This window comes from Actinomadura sp. ATCC 39365, from assembly GCF_054392275.1.
The window spans coordinates 3,309,753-3,333,248 of record NZ_CP184335.1 but is presented as its reverse complement, the minus strand read 5'-3'; the positions used below and the strand labels follow the sequence as shown (position 1 = coordinate 3,333,248).

The 23,496-nt window shown below is 72.2% G+C and carries 21 protein-coding genes and 1 pseudogene; 11 read left to right on the top strand and 11 right to left on the bottom strand.

Annotated elements, in window-relative coordinates; all coding sequences use genetic code 11:
• The first annotated feature begins 11 nt into the window (after positions 1–11).
• The 3 genes from pepN (at position 12) to ACNF49_RS16605 (ending at position 5,231) form a co-directional block, all read left to right on the top strand.
• The gene (pepN, locus tag ACNF49_RS16615) at positions 12–2,576 is read left to right on the top strand and encodes an aminopeptidase N (RefSeq protein WP_482944267.1); all 2,565 of its coding nucleotides are present in this window, start codon (positions 12–14) and stop codon (positions 2,574–2,576) included.
• A 94-nt stretch (positions 2,577–2,670) separates the two neighbouring features.
• A complete protein-coding gene (locus ACNF49_RS16610) occupies positions 2,671–4,125 on the top strand; it encodes a serine/threonine-protein kinase (RefSeq protein ID WP_482944266.1) in 1,455 nt (484 codons plus the stop codon).
• A gap of 155 nt (positions 4,126–4,280) precedes the next feature.
• The gene (locus tag ACNF49_RS16605) at positions 4,281–5,231 is read left to right on the top strand and encodes a hypothetical protein (RefSeq protein WP_357980504.1); all 951 of its coding nucleotides are present in this window, start codon (positions 4,281–4,283) and stop codon (positions 5,229–5,231) included.
• Positions 5,232–5,825: 594 nt separating this feature from the next.
• Here the strand turns inward: ACNF49_RS16605 and ACNF49_RS16600 are convergent.
• From ACNF49_RS16600 to ACNF49_RS16590, 3 genes are all read right to left on the bottom strand, one after another.
• Positions 5,826–6,194 (bottom strand): DUF5130 family protein, encoded by a 369-nt coding sequence (locus ACNF49_RS16600; RefSeq protein ID WP_482944265.1) that lies wholly within the window; start codon positions 6,192–6,194, stop codon positions 5,826–5,828.
• 217 nt (positions 6,195–6,411) lie between these two features.
• Entirely contained in the window at positions 6,412–6,702 is a 291-nt protein-coding gene (locus ACNF49_RS16595; RefSeq protein ID WP_482944264.1) for a hypothetical protein, read from the bottom strand.
• A gap of 54 nt (positions 6,703–6,756) precedes the next feature.
• Positions 6,757–8,163, bottom strand: coding sequence for an amidase (locus tag ACNF49_RS16590; RefSeq protein ID WP_482944263.1), 1,407 nt, complete (start codon positions 8,161–8,163; stop codon positions 6,757–6,759).
• A 139-nt stretch (positions 8,164–8,302) separates the two neighbouring features.
• Here ACNF49_RS16590 and ACNF49_RS16585 point away from each other — a divergent pair, with 139 nt between their 5' ends.
• Positions 8,303–9,130 (top strand): nuclease-related domain-containing protein, encoded by an 828-nt coding sequence (locus ACNF49_RS16585; protein WP_357980516.1) that lies wholly within the window; start codon positions 8,303–8,305, stop codon positions 9,128–9,130.
• 23 nt (positions 9,131–9,153) lie between these two features.
• Here ACNF49_RS16585 and ACNF49_RS16580 read toward each other — a convergent pair whose 3' ends face one another.
• Positions 9,154–9,867 (bottom strand): TetR/AcrR family transcriptional regulator, encoded by a 714-nt coding sequence (locus ACNF49_RS16580; protein ID WP_482944262.1) that lies wholly within the window; start codon positions 9,865–9,867, stop codon positions 9,154–9,156.
• A 69-nt stretch (positions 9,868–9,936) separates the two neighbouring features.
• Between ACNF49_RS16580 and ACNF49_RS16575 the strand changes: the two genes are divergently transcribed.
• The 4 genes and pseudogenes from ACNF49_RS16575 to ACNF49_RS16560 all read left to right on the top strand — a co-directional run.
• The gene (locus ACNF49_RS16575) at positions 9,937–10,746 is read left to right on the top strand and encodes a thioesterase family protein (protein ID WP_482944261.1); all 810 of its coding nucleotides are present in this window, start codon (positions 9,937–9,939) and stop codon (positions 10,744–10,746) included.
• Positions 10,747–10,831: 85 nt separating this feature from the next.
• Positions 10,832–12,670, top strand: a complete 1,839-nt coding sequence (ilvD, locus tag ACNF49_RS16570) for a dihydroxy-acid dehydratase (protein WP_482944260.1) — start codon at positions 10,832–10,834, stop codon at positions 12,668–12,670.
• Between the two features lie 74 nt (positions 12,671–12,744).
• The gene (locus ACNF49_RS16565) at positions 12,745–13,242 is read left to right on the top strand and encodes a helix-turn-helix transcriptional regulator (protein ID WP_357980526.1); all 498 of its coding nucleotides are present in this window, start codon (positions 12,745–12,747) and stop codon (positions 13,240–13,242) included.
• Positions 13,243–13,357: 115 nt separating this feature from the next.
• A pseudogene (locus ACNF49_RS16560) lies at positions 13,358–14,188 on the top strand (serine hydrolase); the annotation flags it as partial.
• A gap of 27 nt (positions 14,189–14,215) precedes the next feature.
• On the opposite strand, the gene ACNF49_RS16555 reads toward ACNF49_RS16560, so the two are convergent.
• From ACNF49_RS16555 to ACNF49_RS16540, 4 genes are read right to left on the bottom strand one after another with little or no spacing between them, the layout of a single operon-like run.
• Positions 14,216–14,431: an FmdB family zinc ribbon protein gene (locus tag ACNF49_RS16555; protein ID WP_357705207.1), complete on the bottom strand. Its 216-nt coding sequence runs from the start codon at positions 14,429–14,431 to the stop codon at positions 14,216–14,218.
• 9 nt (positions 14,432–14,440) lie between these two features.
• Complete coding sequence (locus ACNF49_RS16550) at positions 14,441–15,052, bottom strand: GNAT family N-acetyltransferase (RefSeq protein ID WP_482944259.1); 612 nt, start codon at positions 15,050–15,052, stop codon at positions 14,441–14,443.
• Between the two features lie 11 nt (positions 15,053–15,063).
• Positions 15,064–15,267, bottom strand: coding sequence for a hypothetical protein (locus ACNF49_RS16545; RefSeq protein ID WP_482944258.1), 204 nt, complete (start codon positions 15,265–15,267; stop codon positions 15,064–15,066).
• Positions 15,268–15,313: 46 nt separating this feature from the next.
• Positions 15,314–15,823 (bottom strand): HNH endonuclease, encoded by a 510-nt coding sequence (locus ACNF49_RS16540; protein ID WP_352322827.1) that lies wholly within the window; start codon positions 15,821–15,823, stop codon positions 15,314–15,316.
• 280 nt (positions 15,824–16,103) lie between these two features.
• On the opposite strand from ACNF49_RS16540, the gene ACNF49_RS16535 reads away from it, so the two are divergent.
• The 3 genes from ACNF49_RS16535 to ACNF49_RS16525 are packed head-to-tail and all read left to right on the top strand — an operon-like array spanning position 16,104 to position 19,319.
• Entirely contained in the window at positions 16,104–18,161 is a 2,058-nt protein-coding gene (locus ACNF49_RS16535; RefSeq protein WP_357980534.1) for a prolyl oligopeptidase family serine peptidase, read from the top strand.
• Between the two features lie 10 nt (positions 18,162–18,171).
• Complete coding sequence (locus ACNF49_RS16530) at positions 18,172–18,972, top strand: helix-turn-helix domain-containing protein (RefSeq protein ID WP_482944257.1); 801 nt, start codon at positions 18,172–18,174, stop codon at positions 18,970–18,972.
• Entirely contained in the window at positions 18,969–19,319 is a 351-nt protein-coding gene (locus ACNF49_RS16525; RefSeq protein ID WP_357980540.1) for a VOC family protein, read from the top strand. Before ACNF49_RS16530 ends, ACNF49_RS16525 begins: the two co-directional genes overlap by 4 nt.
• A gap of 15 nt (positions 19,320–19,334) precedes the next feature.
• Here ACNF49_RS16525 and purU read toward each other — a convergent pair whose 3' ends face one another.
• Genes purU through ACNF49_RS16510 form a run of 3 tightly spaced genes read right to left on the bottom strand, consistent with a single transcriptional unit; the run spans position 19,335 to position 23,493 of the window.
• Complete coding sequence (gene purU / locus ACNF49_RS16520; RefSeq protein WP_482944256.1) at positions 19,335–20,189, bottom strand: formyltetrahydrofolate deformylase; 855 nt, start codon at positions 20,187–20,189, stop codon at positions 19,335–19,337.
• Positions 20,186–22,573 (bottom strand): GcvT family protein, encoded by a 2,388-nt coding sequence (locus ACNF49_RS16515; protein ID WP_482944255.1) that lies wholly within the window; start codon positions 22,571–22,573, stop codon positions 20,186–20,188. The genes purU and ACNF49_RS16515 overlap by 4 nt, the downstream gene beginning before the upstream one ends.
• Positions 22,570–23,493: a LysR family transcriptional regulator gene (locus ACNF49_RS16510; protein WP_357980549.1), complete on the bottom strand. Its 924-nt coding sequence runs from the start codon at positions 23,491–23,493 to the stop codon at positions 22,570–22,572. Before ACNF49_RS16510 ends, ACNF49_RS16515 begins: the two co-directional genes overlap by 4 nt.
• Positions 23,494–23,496 lie beyond the last annotated feature (3 nt).

The window sequence follows — 23,496 nt, the reverse complement described above, 5'->3', positions numbered from 1 at the left end:
AGGAGCGCAACTTGGCAGGCAACCTGACCCGGGACGAGGCTCGCGAGCGCGCCCGGCTGTTGAAGGTCGAGTCGTACGAGGTCGCACTCGACCTGACGGAGGGGGACGAGCGCTTCGAGAGCGTCACGACGGTGCGCTTCACCAGCACCAGCCCGGGCGCCTCCACCTTCATCGACCTCCATGGCGCCAACGTGCGCAAGGTCACCCTCAACGGCACCGACCTCGACGTCTCCTCCTACGACGCCGACAAGGGCCGCTTCCCCCTCCCCTCGCTGGCGGAGTCCAACGAGCTGCTGGTCGACGCCGACTGCAGCTACATGCGCACGGGCGAGGGTCTCCACCGCTTCGTGGACCCGGTCGACCAGAAGGTCTACCTGCACAGCCAGTTCGAGACGGCCGACGCCCACCGCATGTACGCCTGTTTCGACCAGCCCGACCTCAAGGCCGTCTTCCAGCTCACCGTGCTGGCCCCCGCCGACTGGGAGGTCGTCTCCAACGGCGCCGCGGCCAAGGTCGAGGACCTCGAAGGGCAGTCCGGCCGCCACGGCGGCGTCCAGGCGGCCAGGCGCTGGGAGTTCGAGCCGACGCCGGTGATCTCGACGTACATCACCGCGCTGGTGGCCGGGCCGTACTACAAGGTCACCTCCGAGCACGACGGCATCCCCCTCGGGCTCTACTGCCGCGCCTCGCTCGGCGAGCACCTCGACGCCGACAACCTCTTCGAGGTCACCAGGCAGGGCTTCGACTTCTTCCACCGGGTGTTCGGCGTCCGCTACCCCTTCACCAAGTACGACCAGCTCTTCGTGCCCGAGTTCAACGCCGGCGCGATGGAGAACGCCGGTTGCGTGACGTTCCTGGAGGACTACGTCTTCCGGTCCCGGGTGACCGACGCGGTCGTCGAGCGGCGCGCCGAGACGATCCTGCACGAGATGGCCCACATGTGGTTCGGCGACCTGGTCACCATGCGCTGGTGGGACGACCTGTGGCTGAACGAATCCTTCGCCACGTACGTGTCCGTGCTGGCCCAGGCCGAGGCCACCCGCTGGGGCAACGGCGCGTGGACCACGTTCGCCAACGTGGAGAAGTCCTGGGCCTACCGCCAGGACCAGCTTCCCTCCACCCACCCGATCGCCGCCGACATCCCCGACATGCAGGCGGTCGAGGTCAACTTCGACGGCATCACGTACGCCAAGGGCGCCTCGGTGCTCAAGCAGCTCGTCGCCTACGTCGGCCTGGACAACTTCCTGGCCGGGGTGCGCGACTACTTCGCCGAGCACGCCTGGGGCAACACCGAGCTGAAGGACCTGCTCGCCGCCCTCGAGCGCACCTCGGGCCGCGACCTGTCGTCGTGGTCGAAGGAGTGGCTGGAGACCGCGTGGGTCAACACGCTGCGGCCCTCCTTCGAGGTGTCCGACGGCCGCTTCACCTCCTTCGAGGTGCTGCAGGAGGCCCCGGCCGACTACCCGACGCTGCGCTCGCACCGCATCGCCATCGGCCTGTACTCGCTGGCCGACGGCGTGCTCACCCGGACCAAGCGGGTCGAGCTCGACGTGGTGGGCGCCCGTACCAGTGTGGCCGAGCTGATCGGCGCCGAGCAGCCCGACCTCGTGCTGCTCAACGACGACGACCTGACCTACGCCAAGATCAGGCTGGACGAGCGTTCCCTGCGCACGCTCGTCGAGGGCGGCATCGCGGCCTTCACCGAGTCGCTGCCGCGCGCCCTGTGCTGGTCGGCGGCCTGGGACATGACCCGCGACGGCGAGATGTCCACCCGCGACTACGTCCGGCTGGTCATCTCCGGCGCGGGCACGGTCTCCGACATCACGGTCCTGCAGGCGGTGCTGCGCCAGGCGCGCCAGGCCGTCCAGCAGTACGCCGCCCCGGCCTGGCGGGCCGAGGGCGAGGCGCTGCTGGCCGCCGAGCTGCGCTCGCTGATCGGCTCGGCCGCGCCCGGCTCCGACCACCAGCTCGCCTTCCTCCAGGCGTTCGCCCCGGTGGCGGTCTCCGGCGCCGACCTCGACCTGCTGCAGGCCATCCTCGACGGCACCGGCGTGCCCGAGGGGCTGACCGTCGACGCCGACCTGCGCTGGACGCTGGTGGCCGCGCTGGTCTCCGGCGGCCGGCTGGGCGAGCCCGACATCGCCGCCGAGCTGGAGCGCGACCCTACGGCGACGGGTGAGCGGTCGGCCGCGCTGTGCCGGGCCGCGATCCCGACGGCCGAGGCCAAGGCGGCGGCCTGGGAGCGGATCGTGGGCGGCGACCTGGCCAACCACATCGCCCGCAACACCATCGTCGGCTTCCAGGACGCCCACCACGCCGAGCTGCTGGAGCCGTACCGGGAGAAGTACTTCGCCGAGGTCGGGCGCGTCTACCGCGAGTGGACGTTCGAGAAGGCATCGACGTTCGCCATGAACTGCTTCCCCGCGCTGCTCATCGAGCCCGCCACGGTCCAGGCCGCCCAGGACTTCCTGGCCGCCGAGCAGCCGCCGCAGGCCCTGCGCAGGCTGATCCTGGAGGGCGCCGACGGCGTCAGCCGGGCTCTGCGCAACCGCGAGACCGACGCCGCGTCGGCCTGATCCGCACGGGTCCCCGCCACGCCCGGCGGGGACCCGGCTTCGCGCTGCGGCGAATACGGCCTGAGCACGGAGACCGGGTGTTAGCCTCAAGTACGTGCTAGGCGCCGGTACCACGCTCAACGACCGCTACGTGCTGGCCGACCGCCTCGGCGGCGGCGGCATGGGCGAGGTCTGGCGTGCCGACGACCTGGTGCTGGGCCGGGCCGTCGCGGTCAAGGTGATGATGCCCGCCCTGTCGGAGAACCCCACCTTCACCCAGCGCTTCCAGAACGAGGCCAGGGCCATGGCCACGCTCAGGCACCGCGGCGTGGTCGGCGTCTACGACTACGGCGTCCACGAGGCCGACGGGCGCCGGGTCAGCTACCTGGTGATGGAATACGTCCGGGGCGAGTCGCTCGACCGGGTCCTGCGGCGCGGCCCGCTCGGCGCGCACGAGGCCATGCGCCTGGTCGCCGAGGTGGGTGACGCGCTGGCCGCGGCCCACGCCCAGGGCATCGTCCACCGCGACGTCAAGCCGGCCAACCTCATGGTCCGGCCCGACGGGCAGGTGGCGCTGACCGACTTCGGGGTCGCCCACTCCGGCTCGGCCGGTCACCTCACGGCCACGGGCACCATGCTCGGCTCGGCCGCCTACTGCGCGCCGGAGATGGCCGCGGGCAACGAGGTCACCCCGGCGGTCGACGTCTACGCGCTGGGCGTGGTGGCCTACGAATGCCTGACCGGGCGGCTGCCGTACCAGGGGGACACCCCTGTGCAGATCATCTTCAAGCATCTCAACGCGCCCGTGCCCGAGCCGCCCGCCGACCTGCCTCCGGCCGTGCGCCAGGTGGTGACGCGGGCGCTGCAGAAGGACCCGGCGCAACGCTGGTCGTCGGCGTCCGACATGGCGCGGGCGGCCCGCGCGTCGGTCACCGCCGCGGCCCTGCCCGTCCCGCCGCTTTCCGCGTCCCCGGCGGCCGCGCCCACGACGGGCTCCCACGCAGGTTTTTCCACGGACCCTCACACGGGTCTTCCCACGGGCTCCTACCCGGGCCTCCAGCCGACGGGCGTCATGCCCGTGGCCGACACCGGCTCGTCGCTCACCATGCCCTCGGCCCCCGACGGCGGCAGGTCCCGCCGGCGTCGCACGCTGACGGCCGTGGGCACGATGGCCGCCGCCGTCGTGGTCTCGGCCGCGGTGGCGGGGTCGGTGTGGCTGCGTCCGGCCGAGCCCGCCAGCACGGGCCAGGTGCTGCCGCCCGCCGACGAGACCACGCAGATCCACAGCCCGAGCAGCCCCGAGCACACCACCAAGGAGCCGGCGCCGCCGACCAAGGCCGTACCGACCGTGAAGCCGAGCGGCACCACCAGCGCGACCCCCGGCCCGACCGTGGCCCCCACCACCCCGAGCGCCACGCCCACCGTCTCGCCGAAGCCCACACCGACCGTGACCACCGCCGAGCCCGAGCCGACTCAGGAGCCCACCCAGCCTCCTGAGGAGCCCACGGACGAGCCCACGGTCACCAGCCCGCCCGAAGACGTCCAGTGCGTACGCGCCCCGTGCCCGTAACCACCCCCGGACGTCCGGTGTGTGCACGTGCAGTGCCCGTGGTCACTCCAGAACGTCCGACGCCTGCACGCCCCAAGCCCGTGGCCACACCAGGACGTCCGGTGCGTGCGTGCCCAATGTCCGTGACTGCTGAAAGATCGTGAGAAAGTCTTCGCGTGGATTCGACTCGTGAGCTGCTGATCGCCCTCGCCCGCCGGTACGCCTTCGCCGATCTGGGGGCGCTCGCCCCCACGGCCGAGATCTCCGACGTGTGCGAGTTCGGGCAGCGGCTGCTCTCGCTCGACGCCGAGGACTTCGCCGCCGAGGCCAGGTCCGTACCGGCCGACCTGCGCCGGCTCGCCCGCGCCTGCCACATGCCGCAGACGCCGCGGGAGCAGCCGCGCGGGGCCCTGGAGTCGCTCAAGCCCGCCTACGGCCTGCTGCTCGAGGCGATCGCCGTCCGCTGGCACCGGCGGGAGCTGAGCCCCATGATCGCGGCCGTGCACATCGCCAGCGAATACCTGCCGCTGCTGGCCTTCGAGCCGCAGCTCGGCCACGCCGGCGACCCGGCCCGCTGGCCCGCCGGGCTGAGCGCGCCCGGGAGCAGGTTCGGCGTGATCGGCGACCGCGAGTGCGACCACACCAAGTCCGAGCAGTCGGCCACCAACCGCACGCTGCGGGTGTCGGTCGAGCCCGGCGAGGGCTGGCGGGCCTACTTCGACCGGCAGCACAGCCAGCTCGCGGGCGCGCTCGCGGTCTGCGTCGCGACCTGCCGCAACCCCTGCACGGCCATGGACTGGATCGAGCCCGAGCCGCGCGCCGACCTTCAGGTACGCGCCCGTACCGCGCTGACCTTCGCCGAGACGCCGCTCGTCCGGCTGCGGCACGCCGCGCCCGTCGGGCACGGGTTCGGGGTGCCGTCACCGGAGGAGGTGCTCGACGCCTGGGAGCGCAGCCGGACGGCACTGGACAAGAACGCGGTGGGCGCCGCGGCCGCCAAAGACGACGGTTTCCCGCTGCCGGGGCTGCCCGCGCTGTTCTCGGCCGTGGCCGGGGCGCCGATCGAACCGTCCGGCCTGCTCGCCGGCGTCAGCGACCACGTCGTCACCCTGCTGCAACGCACCTGACCAGGCAGGCCCGAGCCGACGGAAGCGTTCCCCTCAGCCCCAAGGGGGCGTCGCGCCCAACCGCCGCAGAGCACAGCGCACCTGAGCCGAAGATGCAGCACGCCCGGGCCCGCACCCCTGAGCCTGCCCCAGGTACAGCATCCCTGAGCCGACGGCTGCGGCAGCGCGGGATTTGAGGGGACGAGTCCGAGGGGCGGCACCCACGCGTTCGAGGGGACGGAACGCCTGACCGCCGCCAGGCACGGCGCAACTGAGCCGAAGATGCAGAGCACCCGGACCCGCAAGGGCCGTACCCCTGAGGCCGCAGCATGGCACAGCGCATTTGGGACGACGGGTGCGGCGTGCCCGGGGCAGCAGGGTGCCGGACGACAGCGTGTCTGCCCCGAAGGATGCGGTGCCCCGGCCCCGAAGGGCGGTGGGCGACAGCTCGGCGAGCCGAAGGGGCGGCGCCGCGTGCCGGAGGGTGCCGGGCGACAGTTCGGCCGAGCCAAAAGGGCGGTGCCCTGGGCCGCAGGGTGCCGCGCGTCTGAGCATGTAGGGCACCTGCGGGGCCGAGCCGGCAAGGGCGGCGCGCCCGGGTTCGGAGGGGGCGGGTCAGTGCTGACGGGTGGCCTGGTCGCCGAGGGCGGTGATGCCGTACAGCAGGCCGCCGATCAGGTCGCCCGCGCTGAAGGCGGTGGCCATCGACAGGGCGGTGAGCCGGCAGGCGCCGTCGCTCAGCCTCCGCCTCGCGTTCGCGCCGGTCACGATTTCCAGGGCGTGCCCCGCCGGATCGACGTACACCACCACGGCGTCGGCCGACTCGGCGCCCAGGGCGGCATGCAGGCGCTCGGCGAAGTGCCGTCGCGCGCCGACCGGCTCGCCCAGAAACACGCCGAAGCGCAACCCGCTGCGCCGCTCGGCTCTCTGGACGGCCCTCCTGAGATCGTCGACCTGAGCCGTCGTCAGCGCCCGCCTCGGCACCCGAGTCAGCGCCCGCTTCGGTGCCTGCGCCGGAGTCCCCTCCGAGGGCCGCTCTGGCGCCTGCGCCGGTGCCCCTTCTGAGGGCTGTTCCGAGGACCGCTCCGATGCCTGCGCTGGTGTCCCCTCCGAGGGCTGTTCCGAGGGTTGTGTCGGTGGCTGCTCGGAGGGCTGATCTGTGGGCTGGTTCGAGGGGCGCTTCATGGAGGGCATCGCAACGTCACCAGCCCGCCGAAGCGCCGCCGAGGCGTCCGTCCGGGTCGGCGGTCGCGGCTGCGGCTGCCCAGTCGGGTTCGGGTGTCCGGGCCCAGGGTGCGACGCCGTCGGCCAGCACCCGTGCCGAGGTGCTCGCGCCGTGCTCGCTCCCGGACGGCCCGCCCAGCCACACCGGGCCCGGCTCCACCACCCGGGACGAGCCCCGCCCCGCCACCATGACCACCAGGCTGATCAGTACGAACAGCCCCAAGGACACCCCGGTGAGAAAGAGCAGACTTTCCGCCGCGCTGTTCACACGACGAACGTAATCCTCAGGCGGGTGCCCGGCCAGACCCGTACGGCGGCCCTTCTACCAGACGGACGGCCGGCGCTCGCCCCAGAACCCGCCCACGGCCGCCTCGACCTGGGCCGACAGCGAGATCAGGGTGCCCTCGCCGCCGATCCGCCCGGCAAGCATGACGCCGATCGGCAGGCCCTCGGCGCTCCAGTGCAGCGGCAGGTTGACCGCGGGCTGGCCGCTGACGTTGTAGATCGCCGGGAAGGCGGCGAAGCGCTTCATGCGTTCGAACGTCTCCTCGACCTCGTCCACGTCCTCGAACCAGCCGACCGGCCTGGGCGGCTGGGTGAGGGTCGGGGTGAGCACCGCGTCGTAGGCGTTCGTGATCGTGAGCGCGCCCCGGGTGGCGAGCTGGAGGGCGGCCTGGGCCTGGAGGAACGCGGGGGCGGTGGTGGCCAGGCCGCGCTCGCGCAGCCACCGGGTGAGCGGCCTGAGCAGGTGCCGCTGGTCGTCGGCTACCGGGTGCATGCAGGCGAAGGTGTACCAGAGGGTGACGAACTGCGGCACGAGGTCCGTGCCGAACGGCCTGGAAATCTCCACGACCTCGTGCCCGAGGCCGGCGAGGGTCTCGGCGGCGCCCTCGTACGCGGCCAGCACCTCGGGATCGACCTCGGCCCCCGGCACGACGGGGTCGGCGTAGCGGGCGATGCGCAGCCGTCCGGGGTCGCGGCCGGCGCAGGCGAGGTACGTGCCCTCGTGCCGGGGCGCGAGGTAGAGGTCGCCGGGCTCGTTGTGCGCCATGACGTCGAGCAGGGCCGCCGCGTCGGCCACGGTACGGGCGATCGGGCCGTTCGTGGACATGCCGGCCAGGTCGGGGATGATCGGGGCGAAGCTGATCCGGCCGCGGGTGGGCTTGATGCCGTACAGGCCGCACGCCGAGGCCGGGATGCGGATCGAGCCCGCGCCGTCGCTGCCCTGGGCGGCCGGCGCCAGCCCGGCGGCCACGGCGGCGGCCGCTCCCCCGCTGGACCCGCCGGCCGACGTGCCGAGGTCCCAGGGCGAGCGGGCGGGCGGCGAGACGTCGGTCTCGGTGTAGCAGGGCAGCCCGAACTCGGGGGTGGCGGTCTTGCCCAGCATGACCGTGCCGGCCTCGCGCAGCCGCGTCACGACCGTGTCGTCCACCGGCGCGACGAAGCCCCGGTAGGCCGCCGACCCGAAGGTGATCGGCACGTCCTTGACCAGATTGAGGTCCTTGACCGGGATCGGCACCCCGGCCAGCGGGCCGTCAGGCAGGTCCTTCTCCAGGCGGCGCGCCTGGTCGAGCGCCTGCTCGGCGGTCACGGTGACGTACGCGCCGACCGAGGGGTCGATCCGCTCGATCCGGTCGAGATAGTGCTGGGCGAGCTCGACCGGCGAGACGTCACGGTCGCGGACGGCCCGGGCCTGCTCGAGCGCGGAAAGCTCATGAATTTCTCGCACGATCGGCACACTAGGCATCTCTAGAGAAGAACGTAAGACATACCCCGAAAACATGAGTGGAACACGATGAGCTGGGCCATAAAACTATGGACAGGTCAACACTAGGAATCATTCCGATCTCCGAGCTACGGTGAGTTACGTGGACTCCGACAACCAGCGAGAAGACGGTCACAACGCGTCACCCATCTGGGTGAGCGACCGGCCAGAGGGCGAGCGCACCGCCGCCGCGACACCATCGGCGCCCACCACCACCTACGCGCCCGTGGAACGCGCGTCCGTGCGTGACCTGCTCCAGGAGCCGCGGTTCCGCCGCCTGCGCAACCGCGCGCTCGTGGCGATCGGCGTGGCGATCGTGGTGGGTTTCCTGCTGCGCGACTGGCGTCTGGGAGTGACCGCCGGGGTGATCGCGGCCGTACTCGAAACGGTCTACCGCGCGCGGTCGCACTCCACGGTGCCGGCGTGGCGGCGCGCGTCCGTGGCCGAGCGGCGTACCGAGGGGCAGCTCCGCAGGCTGGAGCGCAGCGGCTACCGCACCCTGCACGCCAGGGCGATCCCCGGCAGCGAGGCCCAGATCGACCACCTTGTGGTGGGGCCGACCGGCGTCTACGCCGTGGACTCCGAGAAGTGGGACAAACGGCTTCCTGTCCGCGTCCAGTCGGGCAAGAAGCTCTTCCACGGCCCCTTCGACATGAAGCCGCGGCTGACCGAGGCCAAGTGGGAGGCGTCCCAGGCCAGCGAGCTGATCAGCAAGGCGTTCGGCCGGGAGGTCGTCGTCGTGCCCTCCCTGGCCATCTACGGTCCGCCCGTGCCGTGGAAGATCATGACGATCCGCGGCGTCGACGTCTACCAGGGCGACCGGGCCCGCAAGTGGATCACCAAGCGCGAGCGGGCGCTGACCCCGGCCGAGATCGACCGGCTCTACGACATCGCCGCCCAGGTCCTGCCCGCCCGGTACGGCGAGGGCTAGGACGGCCGGCCGACCCCGCGGAGTCACGCTCCGCGGGGTTTTTTCACGCCCGCCGACGTGCTTGCCGACAGGCGGACGCCGAAGTCGTCCAGTTCGGCGGCCAGCACGCCGCTGGGCGGCAGCGCGTCCGGCAGGCGGGACAGCAGGGCCGTGCCCACCCCGGCGATGCGGACGATGTGGTCGATCAGCGCCTCCCGGTCCTCGGGCCAGGGGAAGGACGGCTGGGCGATGAGCAGCGAGACGCAGCCGTGCACCGCCGACCAGAGGCCGAGCGCCAGTTCCTCGGGGTCGCCTTCGAGCACGCGGGCCGCCACGCAGGCGGCGACGGCGTCCACCATGTGGCGGAAACAGGCGGCGGCGGCCGGCGGCACGCCCTGCACGGCCGAGGGCCGCATCATCAGCACGCGGTACTGCACGGGATGGTCGAGGGCGAAGCGCGCGTAGGCCCGTCCGCAGCGGCCGAGCGCGAGGAACGGGTCGCCCGTCAGGTTCTCGCTGAACATGCGGCCGAACTCGTCCCACACCCGCAGGCAGACGGCCTCCAGCAGCGCTTCCCGGTCGGCGAAGTGCAGGTAGACCGAGGGCGTGGACACCCCGGCGCGCTGGGCGACGGCGCGCAGGGTGAGGGCGTCCTCGCTGCCGGACTCGGTCAGCAGGTCCTCGGCCGCGCGCAGGATCTCCTCCCGTAGCAGGCCGCCTTCTCCGCGCCGGGCGCGTACACGTCTCGCAGCGGTCATGGATCTCACATTGACGCCGTCAGGTTGACGGTGTCAATCTGACCTTCTGCGGAAGGGATATCGCGAAAAATGGGGACTTTCGGGGAGGCGACCGCGCTGGTCGCCCGCGGCGCGGACGAGTTCGGCGCCACGCTGGACGCCCAGTGGAGCGTGGGCACCAAGCTGCACGGCGGCTACCTGCTGGCGGTGCTGGCCCGCGCCGCCTGCCAGAGCGGCGCCGGCGAGCGGCACCCGCACGTGACCGCCGTGAGCGGCGCCTTCGTCGAGCCGCCCGTGCCCGGCCCGGCCGACGTGCGCGTGGAGCCGCTGCGGATCGGCCGGAGCGTGGCCCAGGTCCGGGTCTCGCTGGCCCAGGAGGGCAGGGTGCGCGTCGAGTCGCACGTCACGCTCGGCGTGCTGGACGACGGCGACCCTTGGTGGACCTCGCTCCCGCCGGTCGAGCTGCCGGCCGAGGAGGACTGCTTCCTCGCGCCCACCGACCCGCCCGGCGCGGACTTCCCCGTCCCGCTGATGGCCGTGGTCGAGGAGCGCGTCGATCCGGCCCATCTGGCGTTCGCGTTCGGCGCGCCGACCAGGAGGGGCGAGATCGCGAGCTGGCAGCGTCTGGCCGACGGCTCCGACTGGGACCCGCTGAGCCTGCTGGTGGCGCTCGACCCGGTGCCGCCGGTCTCGTTCGACCTCGGGCTGTCCGGCTGGGTGCCGACGATTCAGCTCTCGGCCTACATCCGCCGGCTGCCCGCCCCCGGCCCGATCAGGGTCCGCCTGTCGGCCACGGATGTCGGCGGCGACCGGATGGACGAGGTGGCCCACGTATGGGACTCCAAGGGGCGCCTGGTGGCCCAGGCGACCCAGCTCGCGGCCGTACGGTTGCCGGACTGAGCTGTCCGGTGAGTGGACATGCGTCTCAGGTGCCGGGCGGGTGGCCGTAACATGTGAAGACTCGCCTCATGATGGGAGAAGCACAATGCCGGCCCTCAGGTCACGTACGGTCACCCACGGCAGGAACATGGTCGGCGCCCGGGCCCTGCTCCGGGCGACCGGCGTAGCCGGGAGCGACTTCGGCAAACCCATCATCGCGGTCGCCAACAGCTTCACCCAGTTCGTCCCGGGCCACGTGCACCTGCGCGAGGTCGGCGACGTGGTCTCGGCCGCGATCCGCGAGGCGGGGGCGATCCCGCGCGAGTTCAACACGATCGCCGTCGACGACGGCATCGCGATGGGCCACGGCGGCATGCTCTACTCGCTGCCGTCCCGCGAGCTGATCGCCGACGCCGTCGAGTACATGGTCAACGCCCACTGTGCCGACGCGATGATCTGCGTCTCCAACTGCGACAAGATCACGCCGGGCATGCTGCTGGCCGCGTTCCGGCTGAACATCCCCACGATCTTCGTCTCCGGCGGCCCCATGGAGGCCGGCAAGACGCCGGGCCGCAAGCTCGACCTCGTCGACCCGATGGTCGCCGCCGCCGACGCCTCGGTGTCCGACGACGAGCTGCTGGAGATGGAGGAGAACGCCTGCCCGACCTGCGGGTCCTGCTCGGGCATGTTCACCGCCAACTCCATGAACTGCCTGACCGAGGCCATGGGCCCGGCCCTGCCTGGCAACGGCACGATCCTGGCCACCCACAAGCGGCGCAAGCAGCTCTTCGAGGACGCCGGCCGCCAGCTCGTCGAGATCACCCGCCGCTACTACGAGGACGGCGACGAGTCGGTCCTGCCGCGCTCGGTCGCCACCCGCGCGGCGTTCGAGAACGCCATGACGCTCGACGTGGCGATGGGCGGCTCGACCAACACGATCCTGCACATCCTGGCCGCGGCCCGCGAGGCCGAGGTCGACTTCGGCCTCAAGGAGATCAACGAGATCTCGCTGCGGGTGCCGTGCCTGTGCAAGGTCGCCCCGGCCACCAACAAGTACCACGTCGAGGACGTCCACCGCGCCGGCGGCATCCCGGCCATCCTGGGCGAGCTCGACCGGGCCGGGCTGCTGCACCGCGACGTGCCCACGGTCAACGGGGGCACGCTGGCCGACACGCTGGCCGCCTGGGACGTCAAGTCGCCGACCGTGCTGCCCGAGGCCGTCGAGCTGTGGCACGCGGCGCCGGGCAACGTGCGCACGGTGAAGGCGTACTCGCAGGACAACCGCTGGGACTCCCTCGACCTCGACCGGGCGCAGGGGTGCATCCGCGACCTCGAGCACGCCTACAGCGCCGACGGCGGCCTGGCCGTGCTCTACGGCAACATCTCGCGCGACGGCGCGGTGGTGAAGACCGCGGGGGTCGACGAGTCGATCTGGAAGTTCAGCGGGCCCGCGGTGGTGTTCGAGTCGCAGGAGCAGGCCGTCGAGGGCATCCTCGGCGGGCAGGTCAAGGAGGGCGACGTGGTGGTCATCCGCTACGAGGGCCCCAAGGGCGGCCCCGGCATGCAGGAGATGCTCTACCCGACCTCGTTCCTCAAGGGCAAGGGCCTGGGCAAGGCGTGCGCGCTGGTCACCGACGGCCGCTTCTCCGGCGGCACGTCCGGGCTGTCGATCGGGCACGCCTCGCCGGAGGCGGCCGAGGGCGGCACGATCGCGCTGGTCGAGGACGGCGACATCATCGACATCGACATCCCCGGCCGGTCGATGGAGCTGCGCGTGCCGGAGGCCGAACTGGCCGCGCGGCGCGAGCGGCTGCTGGCCGACCTGGGCGGCTACCGGCCGCGCGACCGCAACCGTCCGGTGAGCGTGGCGCTGCAGGCGTACGCGGCGATGACCACGTCCGCCTCTACCGGTGCCTCGCGCGATCTGTCGCAGCTGTCCCGATAGTTAGTGTGCGGTGGACCCCCGGTCCACCGCACAGATTTTCGAAAATTGTCGGTGGTCGTCCCTATTCTTGGGGTATGACGACAGTCGTGAAGGACGAGACTCGCCCGCTGACGACCGCCGAGATCGCCGCCATCGCCCTCTCCCTCGCTCACCTCGGAGCGGGCCCGCAGGCCGTCGCCGCACGGCGCGGCCTGCAACACGCGCTCGAGCACCTGGAGCTCGACGACGACGTCATCGCGACCACGCTCGCGACCTTGACCGAGCCGCTGCCCGTGGAGACCGCCTCCCGGGCCAGGCTCATCGCCGACGCCATCACCAGCCGCCTCATGATCCGCCTCCACTACCGCGACGCCTCGGGGGCCGTCACCTCCCGCGACGTCGAGCCGGTGACCTGCCTGGTCCACCGCGAATACTGGTACCTGGTCGGCGTGTGCCGGATGCGGCGGGCCATCAGGGCGTTCCGGTTCGACCGCATCATCGCGGTCGAACCCACCCTGACCCCGTCGCGGCCGCACCTGGCCGACCGGTTCCTGCCCTTCCAGCGCCGCCGCCGGCGCACCACCGCGGCATGAGCCGCAAAGAGACGCCTGCGGCGTGAGCCGCGGGCGAAGCACTGCGGCGTAACCTGCCGCAAGCTTGACCCTCGGGCCCCCGGGCGTTGGTGCGGGGCGTGACAGGCTCGCGCACATGCGCGTCCGGGGGATCTCGCTCATCGCCGCCCTGCTGCCCGTCGTGGTGTCCGCCTGCTCGGCGGCCCCGCGTCCGGCCCCGCTCCCGATCGTGGCGCACCGCCAGGCGGTGACCGTGGAACGCCTGCTGCCGCCGGCCACACGGCGGGCGCTCGACCGGGCGCTGGAACGTCAGCTGCGGGGCCGTCCTGGGCGGGTGGCGCTCTCGGTGTACGACCGCGCGACGGGCGTGCGGTACTCCTACGCCGAGGGCAGACCGTTCGTGCTGGCCAGCGTGGCCAAGGTGGACATCCTGCTCGCCCTGCTGCTGCTCAGGCAGAGCGAGCACCGGCGGCTCGGCGCGTACGAACGCAGGCTCGCCTCCCGGATGATCCGCCAGAGCCACAACGAGAGCGCGCACGAGCTGTACATGACCGTCGGCGGCCAGGAGGGGCTCAGCCGGGTCCTGCGCGCGCTGGAGGTGCGCGACACCAGGCCGGGCGCGGGCCTGTCGTGGGGCATGACCCTCAGCCACCCGTCGGACCAGGTGCGGGTGCTGGAGCAGCTCACCGACCCGGCCGGGCCGGTGCCGGCCGCGAGCCGCCGCTGGGCGCTGGGGCTCATGTCGTCGGTGGACGGATCGCAGGCGTGGGGCGTCAGCGCCGCCGGCGGCGAGGTGGCGCTCAAGAACGGCTGGCTGCCGGTCGAGGCGCACGGCGGCCGGTGGACGGTCAACAGCGTGGGCAGGATCGTGCTGAACGGGCACGAACTGCTCATCGCCGTGTTGTCGGAGCGCAGCCCGGACATGGCGACGGGCGTGGCGACCGTGGAACGGGCGGCCCGGCTCGCCGTGGAGGCGTTCACCCGGGCCCGCCGGTCAGGAGCAGCAACCTCCGCCGCAGCAGCCGCCACCACCACCGCCGCCGGCCGGGCGGGGAGCGGCGGCGCCACCGGTCATGGAGACGGTGGACAGCAGCTTGACCGTGTCGCCGTGGCCCTCCGGGCAGGTCGCCGGCTCGTCTGAGGCCGACATGGGACGGGAGACCTCGAACGTGGAGCCGCAGGCGCGGCAGCGGAAGTCGTAACGCGGCATGCGGTAAGCCTAACCCGCTGTGGCCGGTGAGCGGGAGCCGGTGTAGGTCAGGTGCGCATGGTCGGAGACGGGTTCGTAGCCGATCGACCGGTAGATGGCGTTGCTGGTCGGGTTGTCCAGGTCGGTGAAGAGCACGACCTGCGCGCACCGCTCGGCCAGCGCCACCTCGCTGGCGTACGCGGTGACCGCGGCCCCGTAGCCCTTCCTGCGGCACGACGGCGGCGTGTAGACCGGTCCGACGCGGCACACGCCGCCGGCCGCCCGGCCGAGCCCGGCCACCGAGACCGGCGCGCCCTCGGCCTCCCACACGAACAGCTCGCGCCCGGCCACCCGCTGGGCGACCCGCTCGGCGACGTCGTGCGCCTCACCGAGCCCGACCTCGGTCCCGAACGCCTGGTACCAGCTCACCATCAGCGGGAAGTCACCGGGGCCGGCGAGCCGGCCGCGACCGGGCACGGACGGGACGGCGAGCGCGCCGAGACGGTAGAGCCGTTCGGACACCGTCCGGTCGGGCTCGCCGAGCAGCCGGACGACTTCGGACGTCACCTCGACCGGCCCCACGACCATGGGCAGGTCGCCGCCGAGCGCCTCGACCAGCGGGGCGACGGCCTCGGCGGGCATGCGCGTGAGGCTCAGGGGGCGGGCGGCGTGCGGAAGGCGGCGGCGCGCACCTGGCCCTCGACGGTCCACCAGGCGAAGAAGGGGTCTTGGGCGGGATGGCCGGCACGCAGGTTGGCGAGGACGGTCAGCGGAACCGTGTTGCCGACCGGGTCGCCGAGCAGAAACGGCTCGGCGACCGCGGCGAATTCCTCCGGATCGGAGGTGAAGGTCCACATACCCGTCATGGTGGCAGGCGGTGGCCTCCGGCTTCAAAAGGGATTCCTAGGCCGCCGCCTCCAGGTAGGGCGCCCATTGGGGATCGCCGACGAGCGAGGCGCCGATGAGCCGCCAGTGGGCGCCCCTCGGCACCGCCGGGAGGACGCGCAGCGTCCATCCCAGCTCCTCCAGGTATTTGTCGGCCTTCCTGTGGTTGCAGGTCGTGCACGAGGCGACGCAGTTCTCCCACGTGTGGGTGCCGCCGCGCGATCTCGGGATGACGTGGTCGATGGTCTCGGCCCGCTGCCCGCAGTAGGCGCAGCGGTAGTCGTCGCGCCGCATGAGGGCGGCCCTGGTCAGCGGGATTCGGGACCGGTAGGGGATGCGGACGTATCTGCGGAGCCTGATCACCGAAGGCACGTCGAGGGTGCAACTCGCCGAGCGGAGCTGGGCGCCCCGCCCGTCGCGGTGCACGACGTCGGCCTTCTCCCGCAGCACCAGCACGATGGCCCGGTGGAGCGAGAGCGTGGTGAGCGGCTCGTAGGTGGCGTTGAGCAGCAGGACCTGGCGCGTCATCGGGCCTCTCCCTGCCGCGCGCGTATCAAAGGGGACATGCCGTGGCATGTCCCGCCTGTCGGCCCCTCCTGGGGCACTGGTGCTTCCGTCACATGGACCTCCGCCGGACGGTCCAGCGGATGGTCACCACGGCACCGTCCTGTCACCAAGTCTGGCGTTAGCCGTAGCGTCCCCGCCACCCCATAATCTTCAAGCCGGAATGACCAGAGGGACACACGTTACGTTTTATGCCCGCTTCACCAGCGCTTTACGCCCCCACCTTGGCAGTAGGGTTCCTGGCATGACGCGAGAGCCTTATCCGACGGCACGCCGCGAAGACGTCGTCGACATCCTGCACGAAACGCCCGTCCCCGACCCCTATCGGTGGCTGGAGGACCCTGACAGCCCGGACACCAAGGAGTGGCTGCTCGCGCAGGCCGAGCTGTTCAACGCCAGTCGTGGCGAGCAGCGGTTCAAGGACCGCATCGCCGAGCTGCTGCGGTCCGGCTCGGTGGGGGCTCCGGCCTGGCGCGGGGAGCGCCGGTTCTTCTCCCGCCGCACGCCCGACCAGGAGCACGCGGTCTACTACGTGGTCGAGGCCGACGGCACCGAGCGGGCGCTGATCGACCCGATGGAGATCGACTCGTCCGGTCTCACCACGCTCGACGCCGTTCAGCCCGACAAGGAGGGGCGGCTGCTGGCGTACCAGATCTCGGTGGGCGGCGACGAGGAGTCGATCCTCTACGTCATGGACGTCGCGACCGGGATGCGCGTCGAGGGCCCGATCGACCGCTGCCGCTACTCCCCCATCGCCTGGCTGCCCGGCGGCGAGGCGTTCTACTACGTGCGCAGGCTGCCGCGCACCGAGGTGCCGGAGAACGAGGCGCAGTTCCACCGCCGCGTCTACCTCCACCGCGTCGGCACCTCGACCGAGGACGACGTGATGATCTTCGGCCAGGGGCTGAAGATGACCAACTACTACGGCGTCTCCGTCTCGCGCGACGGCCACTGGCTCCAGGTCTCGGCGCACGAGGGCACCGCGCCGCGCAACGACCTGTGGGTGGCCGACCTGACCGCCTCGCCCGCCGACTCCCCCGACCTGAAGGTCGTGCAGGAGGGCGTCGACGCGCAGACCGCCCTGGTGTTCGGCCGCGACGGCCGGCTCTACGTCCACACCGACAGGGACGCCTCCCGCGGCCGGGTGTGCGTGACCGACCCGGCCGAGCCCGGCTACGAGACCTGGCGCGACCTGATCCCCGAGGACCCCGAGGCGGTGCTGTCCGACTTCGCGATCCTCGACGACCTGGAGCGTCCGGTCATGCTGGTGGGCTGGACCCGCCACGCGATCAGCGAGATCACCGTCCACGACCTGGCGACCGGCGAGCGCGTCGGCTCGGTGCCGACGCCGGGGCTGGGCACGATCGGCGGCATCTCCGAGCGTCCCGAGGGCGGCTTCGAGGCGTGGTTCGGCTACACCGACAACACCACGCCGCCGACGATCCAGCGCTACGACGCCCGCACGGGCGAGACCACGCTGTGGGCCGCCTCGCCGGGCGCGGTCGAGGTGCCGCCGGTGCGCACGTCGCAGGTGGTGTACCGGTCCAAGGACGGCACCGACGTCCGGATGCTGATCATCTCCCCCGCCGACGAGCGGCCCGGCCCCCGGCCCACGATCCTCTACGGCTACGGCGGCTTCGGCCTGTCCATGACCCCCGGCTACTCGGCCTCGATCCTGGCCTGGGTCGAGGCGGGCGGCGTCTACGCCATCGCCAACCTGCGCGGCGGCGGCGAGGAGGGCGAGGACTGGCACCGCGCGGGCATGCTGGCCAACAAGCAGAACGTGTTCGACGACTTCCACGCCGCCGCCGAGCACCTCATCGAGACCGGCGTCACCACCCGAGAGCAGCTCGGCATCTCCGGCGGCTCCAACGGCGGCCTGCTGGTCGGCGCCGCGCTGACGCAGCGCCCCGACCTGTACGCGGCCGTGGTCTGCTCGGCGCCGCTGCTCGACATGATCAGGTACGAGAAGTTCGGCCTCGGCGCGACCTGGAACGTCGAGTACGGCAGCGCCGACGACCCCGAGCAGTTCGGCTGGTTGTGGGGGTATTCGCCCTACCACCGGGTCGAGGAGTCGGTGGCCTACCCGGCGACGTTGTTCACCGTCTTCCAGTCCGACACGCGGGTGCACCCGCTGCACGCCTGGAAGATGTGCGCGGCGTTGCAGCACGCCTCGGCGGCCGGGCGGCCGGTGCTGCTGCGCAACGAGGCCGAGGTGGGCCACGGCGCCCGCTCGGTGAGCCGGACGGTCGACCTGTCGGCCGACACGCTGACCTTCCTCGCCGAGCACACCGGTCTGTAGTGTCGGGAGCATGAGCAGCCCGGGGCCGGCCATCGTCGAGGCCGTCCCCAGCGCTGCGCTGCGGCCGTACGTCATCAAGTTGTGCGCCTACAGCGAGCACTATCCCGCGCCCGTCACGCGCGCCGAGGCCGCCCTTCCCGGGGCGGTGCTCATCCTGGGCGTCGGCGCGCCGATGGAGGCGTACGGGGAGCGGGTCGGCGCGTTCGCGGGCGGGCTCGCCGACCGGTTCGCGGTCACCCGCGTCAAGGGGCTCTGCGAGGGCGTGGAGGTGGTGCTCACCCCGTTCGGGGCGCGGCGGCTGTACGGGCTGCCGATGCGCCAGCTGACGAGCCGGGTGGTTCCGGTGGAGGCCGTGCTCGGGCCGTGGGCCGGGGAGCTGCTCGACCGGCTGGCCGCGACGCCGTCGTGGCGGGAGCGGCTGGCCCTGACCGACCGGCTGCTGACCGAGCGCATCCTGGCCGGGCCGCAGGTGGGCCCCGAGCTGCCGTGGGCGTGGGCGCGGCTGCTGGAGTCGGGCGGGCGGCTCGGCGTGTCGTCGCTGGCCGCGTCGCTGGGCTGGAGCCACCGGCATCTGGTGGCCCGCTTCCACGACCAGGTCGGGCTGGCCCCCAAGACTGCGGCCCGGGTGATCAGGTTCGGCCGGGCGGCGCGGCTGCTGCGCTCCGGCAGGCCGATCTCCGCGGTCGCGGCCGAGTGCGGTTTCTACGACCAGGCCCATCTCAACCGCGAGTTCCGGGCGCTCGGCGGCACCACGCCCGGTCAGATTCGTCCAAGACCCGCGGGCGGGCCGCCGCGCATGCTGGAGTCATGAAACGCACTGTCTACGCACTGGCCCGCTACGAGCACCCGCAGGCGGCGCTCGACTTCCTGACCGGGGCGTTCGGGTTCCGGGTGCACGAGTCGTCGAAGGACGAGTCCGGAGCCGTCGACCACGCCGAGCTGTTCGTCGAGGACGACCTGATCATGATCGGCCGGGGGAAGCCGGGCGGGCCCGGCGTCTACATCGCGGTCGACGACGTCGACGCCCATCACGACCACGCCAGGGCCGCGGGGGCCGTGATCACCATGGAGCTCACCGACCAGCCGTACGGCTCGCGCGAGTACGGCTGCAAGGACCCCGAAGGCAACTCCTGGTTCTTCGGGACGTACCGCCCGTAACCCCTCGGGAAGAGGTCAGCGGGGGAAGACGACGGTCTTGTGGCCGTCGAGCAGGACGCGCTGCTCGGCGTGCCACTGGACCGCGCGGGCCAGCGCCACGCACTCCACGTCGCGCCCGATGCGCACGAGGTCGTCCGGCGAGTGGCTGTGGTTGACCCGGGCGACCTCCTGCTCGATGATCGGGCCCTCGTCGAGGTCGGAGGTCACGTAGTGGGCCGTCGCGCCGATGAGCTTGACGCCCCGGTTGTGGGCCTGGTGGTAGGGCTTGGCGCCCTTGAACGACGGCAGGAACGAGTGGTGGATGTTGATCGCCCGCCCGGCCAGCTTCTCGCACAGGTCCTCCGACAGCACCTGCATGTAGCGGGCCAGCACCACCAGGTCGACCTGGTAGTGCTCGACCAGCGCCAGCACCTCGGCCTCCTGCCTCGGCTTGGTCTCGGGCGTGATCGGCAGGTGGTGGTAGTCGATGCCGTACGACTGGGTGAGCGGGCGCAGGTCGGGGTGGTTGGAGGCGACCGCGACCACCTCGATGTCGAGCGTCTTCGACCTGACCCGGTAGAGCAGGTCGTTGAGGCAGTGGTCGAACCGGCTGACCATGATCAGCACGCGCGGCTTCCTGGCCACGTCGCGCAGCCTGAACTCCATGGCGAAGTCGGGGGCCAGGGCGGCGAAGGCGGCGCCCAGCTCGTCCTCGCCGAGCGGGCCGGAGAACTGCACGCGCATGAAGAACCGCTGAGCGACCCGGTCGCCGAACTGCTGGCTCTCGATGATGTTGCACCCGTGCACCGCCAGCAGGCCGGAGACGGCGGCCACCACGCCGGGGCGGTCGGGGCAGGACAGGGTCAGGATGTACTCGGCGTGGCTGCTCATGCCTTCACTCTCGCGGACGTGGGATCGTAGGGCGCCTTGAGGCTGATCTGGGCAGAGTACAGGTCACCGGCCACGTCGACCGCCACCTTCTCCAGCGTGACGCCGCCTTCGTGCGAGACCTCGGTGACGAAGCCCAGCGCCACGGACCTGCCGAGCGTGGGGCTGTGGGCCGCCGAGGTGACGTAGCCCACCAGGACGCCGTCGGACAGCAGGGACTCGCCGCCCCACAGGTGTGCGGCGGGGTCGTCCAGCACGATCGAGACTACCCTGCGCGACGGCGTCTCCAATGCGTGCCGCGCTCCCCGGTAGCCGCCGCTCTTCTTGCAGGTGAAACGTAGTCCGGCGGCCGCGGGGGTGACCTCGGGGCCCAGCTCGCGGCCCCAGGCGCGGTAGCCCTTCTCGATGCGCATGGCCTCGATGGCGTAGTGGCCGGCCTGGGTCAGCCCGCCGGCGCCCATGAGGGTCTCGTGCACGGTGACGGCGAACTCGGCGGGCACGTACAACTCCCAGCCCAGCTCGCCCACGTACGTGACGCGGGTGGCGCGTACGGTGGCGTGGCCGAGGTCGACCAGGCGGGACGTGCCGAAGTCGAAGGCGGAGAAGTCGGACTTCGACATCGACTGCAGGATCGTCCTGGACGAGGGGCCCATCACGCCGAAGACCGCGTACGCGCCGGTGACGTCCACCAGGACCGCCCGCCGGTCGCCGAGGCCCTTGGAGATGTGGTCGAAGTCCCTGGTGGTCTGGGCCGAGCCGGTCACGATCAGGTACTCGTCGCGGGCCACGCGCGTCACCGTCAGGTCCGACTCGTAGCCGCCCCGGTCGTTGAGCAGGCCGGTGTAGACGACCCGGCCGGGCTCGACGTCCACGTCGGCGGTGCACAGCCACTGCAACGCCTCCATGGCCTCGGGCCCCTTGAGGACGAACTTGGAGAAGGCGGTCTGGTCGAACAGCGCCGCCGCGTTCCGGCACGCCGCCACCTCGGCGTCCACGTACGGCTGCCATCCCGGCCGCCCGAACGTGGACGGCGTGGCGGGCCCGAAGTAGTTGACCCGCTCCCAGCCCATCTTCGATCCGAAGCACGCCCCCGCCTCGGCAAGCAGGTGGTGCACCGGCGAGCGGCGCAGCGGCCGGGCGGTCCGCGGCTCCCGGTCCGGCCAGGGCATCGCGTAGTGCAGCCCCAGCGTCTCGGTGACCCGGTCGCGCAGCCAGGTGTCGTTGCCGGCCCAGCGGGCGAAACGCCGGATGTCGGCGGGCCACAGGTCGCCGGTCGGCTCGCCGTGCACGATCCACTCGGCCAGCGCGCGGCCGGCGCCGCCCGCCGAGGCGATGCCGGCCGAGTTGAACCCGGCGCCGACGAACAGGCCGCGCACCTCGGGGGTCTCGCCCAGCAGGAACATGTTGTCGGGCGTGAAGCTCTCCGGCCCGTTGTAGAACATCCTGACCCCGGCGCTCTCCAACGCCGGGACGCGCTGGATCGCGTTCTCCATGATGATCGCGAACTGGTCCCAGTCCTCCTCCAGGAGCTGGAACTCGAAGGGGTGGGGGATGCCGTCCATGCCCCAGGGCTTGGCGTCCGGCTCGAAGCCGCCCACGACCAGGCCGCCGACCTCCTCCTTGAGGTAGGCGTACCCGTCGGGGTCGCGCAGCACGGGCAGGTCGGGGCGCACGCCGGGGATGCGTTCGGTCACCACGTAGTAGTGCTCGGCCGAGTGCAGCGGGACGGTCGCGCCGGCCATCCTGCCGACCTCCTTGGCCCACTGTCCGGCGCAGTTGACCAGCACCTCCGTCTCGATGTGGCCCTCGGAGGTGTGCACGCCGCGCACGGCGCCGTCGCGCACGGTGACGCCGGTGACGCGGACCCGCTCGATCACCTGGACGCCGTGCCGCTGGGCGCCCCTGGCCAGCGCCTGCGTGAGGTCCGACGGGTTGGCCTTGCCGTCGCCGGGCAGCCAGACGCCGCCCACCAGGTCGTCGGTGCGCATGACCGGCCACAGCTCGCCGGCCTCGCGCGGGCTGACGACCTCGGCCTGGATGCCGTAGTTCCGGGCGGCGGCCGCGGTGCGCCGCAGCTGGGTCATGCGCTCGGGGGTGCGGGCCACGCTGACGCTGCCGCACTGCCTCCAGCCGGTGCCGAAGCCGGTCTCGGCCTCCAGGCGGGCGTACAGGTCGGTGCTGTACTTGATCAGCCTGGTCATGCTCTCGGTGTTGCGGAGCTGGCCGACGAGCCCGGCGGCGTGCCAGGTGGTGCCGCAGGAGAGCTGTCCCTGTTCGAGCAGCACGACGTCGGTCCAGCCCAGCTCGGCCAGGTGGTAGGCCACGCTGCAGCCCGCGATGCCGCCACCGATGATCACGACCTGTGCCCGGGAGGGCAGGGATGTCAAGAGATGCTCCTCAAGCGATTGATCCCCGGCCAGCTGCGGACGTTGCGCAGCATGGCGATGAACGCCTGCTCGGCGGGCCCCAGCAGCCGGTCGCGGCGGTGGGCCAGCACGATGGGGCGGGGCTGGGGCGCGGGCAGCACCTCCAGGGCCGCCAGCCGCCCGTCGGCGAGCTCCTGCTCGACGCAGTGCTCGGACACCAGCGAGACGCCGAGCCCCGCGGCGACCGCCTGTTTGATCGTCTCCGGGCCCCAGATCTCGCTGCGGCCGGCCTCTTCGAGCCCCCACGTCTCCAGCGCCTGCTCCTGCAGCTCGCGGGTGGAGGAGCCGGGCTCGCGGATGAGGAAGAACTCGCCCGTCAGGTCGGCGGGCTCGGCGCGGCCTCTGCTGGACAGCCGGTGGCCCGGCTGGGTGATGACGACGAGCCGGTCCTCCAGGATCGGCTCGCTGACGAGCTGCGCCGCGCCGGGCTCGCCGGCCAGCACCGCGACGCCGATCTCGCCGTCCACCAGGCCGCGCTCGACCCGCTGGCCGTTGCCGACCTGGATGCCGAGCTCGATGCCCGGATGACGGTCGCGGAAGGCGGCCAGCAACGGCGGCAGGAGGTACGTGCCGACGGTGGTGGTGCCTCCCGCGACCAGCTTGCCGGTCTGCAGCCCGGAGACCTGCCGGATGGCGGCCACGGCCTCGTCGGCCAGCAGGAACACCCGCTTGGCGTACTCCAGCATCACCTCGCCCTCGGGGGTGAGCCTGATGCGGGCGCCGCTGCGGTCGATCAGCGTGGCGCGCAGCGCCTGCTCAAGCTGCCTGACCTGGTGTGACACGGACGGTTGGCTGAGGTAGAGCTTCTGCGCCGCGGCCGAGAAGCCGCCGCACTCCACGACCGTCATGAAGATCCAGAGCCGGTGCAGGTTGAGCTGCATGTC

Excerpts from the sequence above, each read along its gene's own strand:
- ACNF49_RS16530 (WP_482944257.1), top strand. The coding sequence starts at position 18,172 with ATGAGCAGCCCGGGGCCGGCCATCGTCGAGGCCGTCCCCAGCGCTGCG.
- ACNF49_RS16550 (WP_482944259.1), bottom strand. The coding sequence starts at position 15,052 with ATGCCCGCCGAGGCCGTCGCCCCGCTGGTCGAGGCGCTCGGCGGCGAC.
- ACNF49_RS16555 (WP_357705207.1), bottom strand. The coding sequence starts at position 14,431 with ATGCCGCGTTACGACTTCCGCTGCCGCGCCTGCGGCTCCACGTTCGAG.
- ACNF49_RS16540 (WP_352322827.1), bottom strand. The coding sequence starts at position 15,823 with ATGACGCGCCAGGTCCTGCTGCTCAACGCCACCTACGAGCCGCTCACC.
- ACNF49_RS16580 (WP_482944262.1), bottom strand. The coding sequence starts at position 9,867 with ATGACCGCTGCGAGACGTGTACGCGCCCGGCGCGGAGAAGGCGGCCTG.
- ilvD (WP_482944260.1), top strand. The coding sequence starts at position 10,832 with ATGCCGGCCCTCAGGTCACGTACGGTCACCCACGGCAGGAACATGGTC.
- ACNF49_RS16565 (WP_357980526.1), top strand. The coding sequence starts at position 12,745 with ATGACGACAGTCGTGAAGGACGAGACTCGCCCGCTGACGACCGCCGAG.
- ACNF49_RS16510 (WP_357980549.1), bottom strand. The coding sequence starts at position 23,493 with ATGCAGCTCAACCTGCACCGGCTCTGGATCTTCATGACGGTCGTGGAG.
- ACNF49_RS16535 (WP_357980534.1), top strand. The coding sequence starts at position 16,104 with ATGACGCGAGAGCCTTATCCGACGGCACGCCGCGAAGACGTCGTCGAC.
- ACNF49_RS16545 (WP_482944258.1), bottom strand. The coding sequence starts at position 15,267 with ATGTGGACCTTCACCTCCGATCCGGAGGAATTCGCCGCGGTCGCCGAG.
- purU (WP_482944256.1), bottom strand. The coding sequence starts at position 20,189 with ATGAGCAGCCACGCCGAGTACATCCTGACCCTGTCCTGCCCCGACCGC.
- ACNF49_RS16575 (WP_482944261.1), top strand. The coding sequence starts at position 9,937 with ATGGGGACTTTCGGGGAGGCGACCGCGCTGGTCGCCCGCGGCGCGGAC.
- ACNF49_RS16525 (WP_357980540.1), top strand. The coding sequence starts at position 18,969 with ATGAAACGCACTGTCTACGCACTGGCCCGCTACGAGCACCCGCAGGCG.